This window comes from Marinilabilia sp., assembly GCF_016278715.1.
Classification (GTDB): domain Bacteria; phylum Bacteroidota; class Bacteroidia; order Bacteroidales; family Marinilabiliaceae; genus Marinilabilia.
This window is the reverse complement of sequence record NZ_JADQBH010000249.1, coordinates 1-2868: the sequence shown is the minus strand read 5'-3', so window position 1 is coordinate 2868 and position 2868 is coordinate 1. Positions and strand designations below refer to the sequence as shown.

Annotated in this window: 3 protein-coding genes; all 3 read right to left on the bottom strand. The window is 45.1% G+C overall.

Annotated elements, in window-relative coordinates; all coding sequences use genetic code 11:
- On the bottom strand, positions 1–405 hold a 405-nt coding region (locus QZZ43_RS15450), incomplete at its 3' end, for an asparaginase (protein ID WP_291861284.1).
- Between the two features lie 170 nt (positions 406–575).
- Positions 576–1346, bottom strand: coding sequence for a TatD family hydrolase (locus tag QZZ43_RS15445; RefSeq protein WP_291861282.1), 771 nt, complete (start codon positions 1344–1346; stop codon positions 576–578).
- A gap of 323 nt (positions 1347–1669) precedes the next feature.
- The coding region (gene gdhA / locus QZZ43_RS15440; RefSeq protein ID WP_291861280.1) for an NADP-specific glutamate dehydrogenase at positions 1670–2868 on the bottom strand (1199 nt) is incomplete at its 5' end.

The following is a 2868-nucleotide window of genomic DNA, read 5'->3' as shown; positions in this document are numbered from 1 at the left end:
CTCCAGTGCTGTCAGTAGGTTTTCTTTTCCATCGGTGCGGATGGCTCCCAGTGGCAGCTGGCTACCGGTAAGAATCACAGGTTTTTGAAGATTGTGCAGCATAAAGCTCAATGCACTGGCAGTATAAGACATGGTATCGGTTCCGTGCAATATCACAAACCCACTGTAAGCTGCATAATTCTCCTCAATAATTTCCACCAGACGGACCCATATTTCAGGCGACATCTCAGACGAATCCACAATTGGATCGAAGGAGATGCTATTCACCTTAAAATCGAACTTCCTAAGCTCCGGGACTTTTCGGGAAATATTCTCAAAGTCAAAAGGAACCAATGCATTGGTATCAGGATCCACGGCCATTCCGATGGTACCCCCGGTGTAAATAATGAGAACCTGTTTGTCCATTACCAGTTTTATAGTTATGAGTCGCGAGTTTTGGGTTTTGAGTTTTGGATTGAGTTTAGACCCCTAATATCTACCTGCCTAATTGCCTATTCAACTACTTACCTGGTTACCTAATCCCCTGTTTCAGGTTGCGTTGCCGCTTATACCCATTCTGAGAGTTCGGGGAGGGGTTAATGATCTATAGCAAACAATTGACGGGCATTTCGGGTGGTGATGGCATCCATCTCTTCGCGGGAAACTTCAAAAATTTCAGCAAGTTTCTCCAATGTGTTTTTCATATATGCCGGTTGGTTCCTTTTGCCTCTGTATGGAACCGGAGCCAAATACGGTGCATCCGTTTCTGTCATCAGTCTTTCAGGATCCGCTTCTTTCAGCACTTTATCCAATTGAGCATTTTTAAAGGTTACAATACCATTGATGCCAAGCATAAATCCTGGATACTCCAGTGCTTTGTGCAACTGACTTTTATTTCCTGAAAAGCTGTGAAAAACTCCTTTCAGCTTGTCATCACAAACTTTATCCAGTTCCTGAAACACAGCATCGAATGCATCACGCACATGAATAACCACCGGAATTCCTCTTTCTTTGGCCCAATCTACCTGTATTCTAAAAACTTCCCGTTGTTCACGCTCCCAGGTCTTATCCCAGTAAAGGTCGATACCTATTTCCCCAATGGCAATAAAATCACGTTGTCCCAGCCAATGTTTTACATTTGCCAGTTGCTCTTCAAAATCCCCTTTCACTGAAGTGGGATGCAGCCCCATCATAGCATAACAATATCCCGGATACATCTCCTCAACCGTAAACATAGGGCGAATACTAGTTCCATCAACATTGGGCATCAGTATTTTCTCAACTCCCGCATTCCGGGCATTCTCAATAATTGCGAGCCTGTCCTTATCGAAATCGGGCAGATAAATATGTGAATGTGTATCAATCATTTTTCAAAAGTAATGAAATAATCTTAGAGGGGGTTTGGGTTTTGGGTTTTGGGTTTTGAGTTGAGGGTTGGGGGTTGAGGGTTGAGGGTTGAGAGTTGAGGGTCGTGGGTTGAGGGTTTGACCTCTAATCTTAAATTTACTACTCACCGACTTGCCTAATCCCCTACTTACCTAATCGCCTGCCTGCCTATCCCGGGGTTGAAAATTCAAGAATCGGGGACAACCGGCCTGATAGACTTCCATAAGGAAAACCAAACACAATTGTCCCCGATATATTTATCGTACGGAACAAAAAAAATTCCGCGGTTAAAAATTTCAAGAAATCAAACAACACCTTGTGCAAGCATGGCCTCAGCTACTTTTACGAAACCTCCGATGTTGGCACCTTTCACATAATTTATTTTGCCATCCGGCGATTTGCCATAACGCACGCACGTTGCATGAATATTGTTCATAATCTGATTCAGTTTTTCGTCCACCTCCTCACGTGTCCAGCTGATTCGCATACTGTTCTGACTCATTTCCAACCCGGAAACGGCAACACCTCCTGCATTTACCGCTTTTCCGGGGGCAAACATAATTTTTTCGGCTGCCAAAGCTGCAGCATCGGCAGTACAGCCCATGTTGGATGCTTCTGCAATCAGATAGCAACCATTCTCAATCAATGTTTTAGCATCGTCTTCATTTAACTCATTCTGAATAGCACATGGAATTGCGATGTCCACTTTCTGCTCCCACGGCTTTTTGCCCCGGAGAAACTCCACACCGAACTTTTCAGCATAAGGCTCTACAACATCCATATTCGAAGCTCTCAACTGCAGCAAATAATCTATTTTACTTCCCGAAATTCCGTCCGGGTCATAAATTGAACCGTCAGGTCCGGAAATAGTCACCACTTTAGCTCCCAACTCGGAGGCTTTCAGAGCAGCCCCCCAGGCCACATTTCCAAATCCGGAAATGGCAACAGTCTTTCCTTTCAGGGTATCATTTTTCTCTTTCAGCATCTCACGAACGAAATAGACAGCGCCAAAACCGGTGGCTTCAGGACGAATAAGACTGCCTCCATATTCCCGGCCTTTTCCGGTTAACACACCGGTGAATTCGTTTTTGAGTTTTTTATACATCCCGAAAAGATAACCTATTTCACGTCCGCCAACACCGATATCCCCGGCAGGCACGTCTGTGTTGGGCCCAATGTGACGAAACAACTCGGCCATAAAAGCCTGGCAGAACCGCATTATTTCATTATCGGATTTTCCTTTGGGACTAAAATCACTTCCACCTTTTCCGCCTCCCATGGGAAGGGACGTCAGACTGTTTTTGAAAGTTTGCTCAAATCCCAGAAACTTCAATCCACTGAGGGTCACACTCGGGTGAAAACGCAACCCGCCTTTATAAGGTCCGAGAGCCGAGTTAAATTCCACACGGTAACCCCGGTTAACCTGCACTTCGCCTTTATCGTCCACCCAGGGAACCCGGAACATTACAACCCGTTCCGGTTCCGTCATTCGCTCCAATATTT

What these genes read in the sequence shown, in the direction of transcription:
- QZZ43_RS15445 (WP_291861282.1), bottom strand. Translation starts at nt 1,346, where the DNA reads ATGATTGATACACATTCACATATTTATCTGCCCGATTTCGATAAGGAC.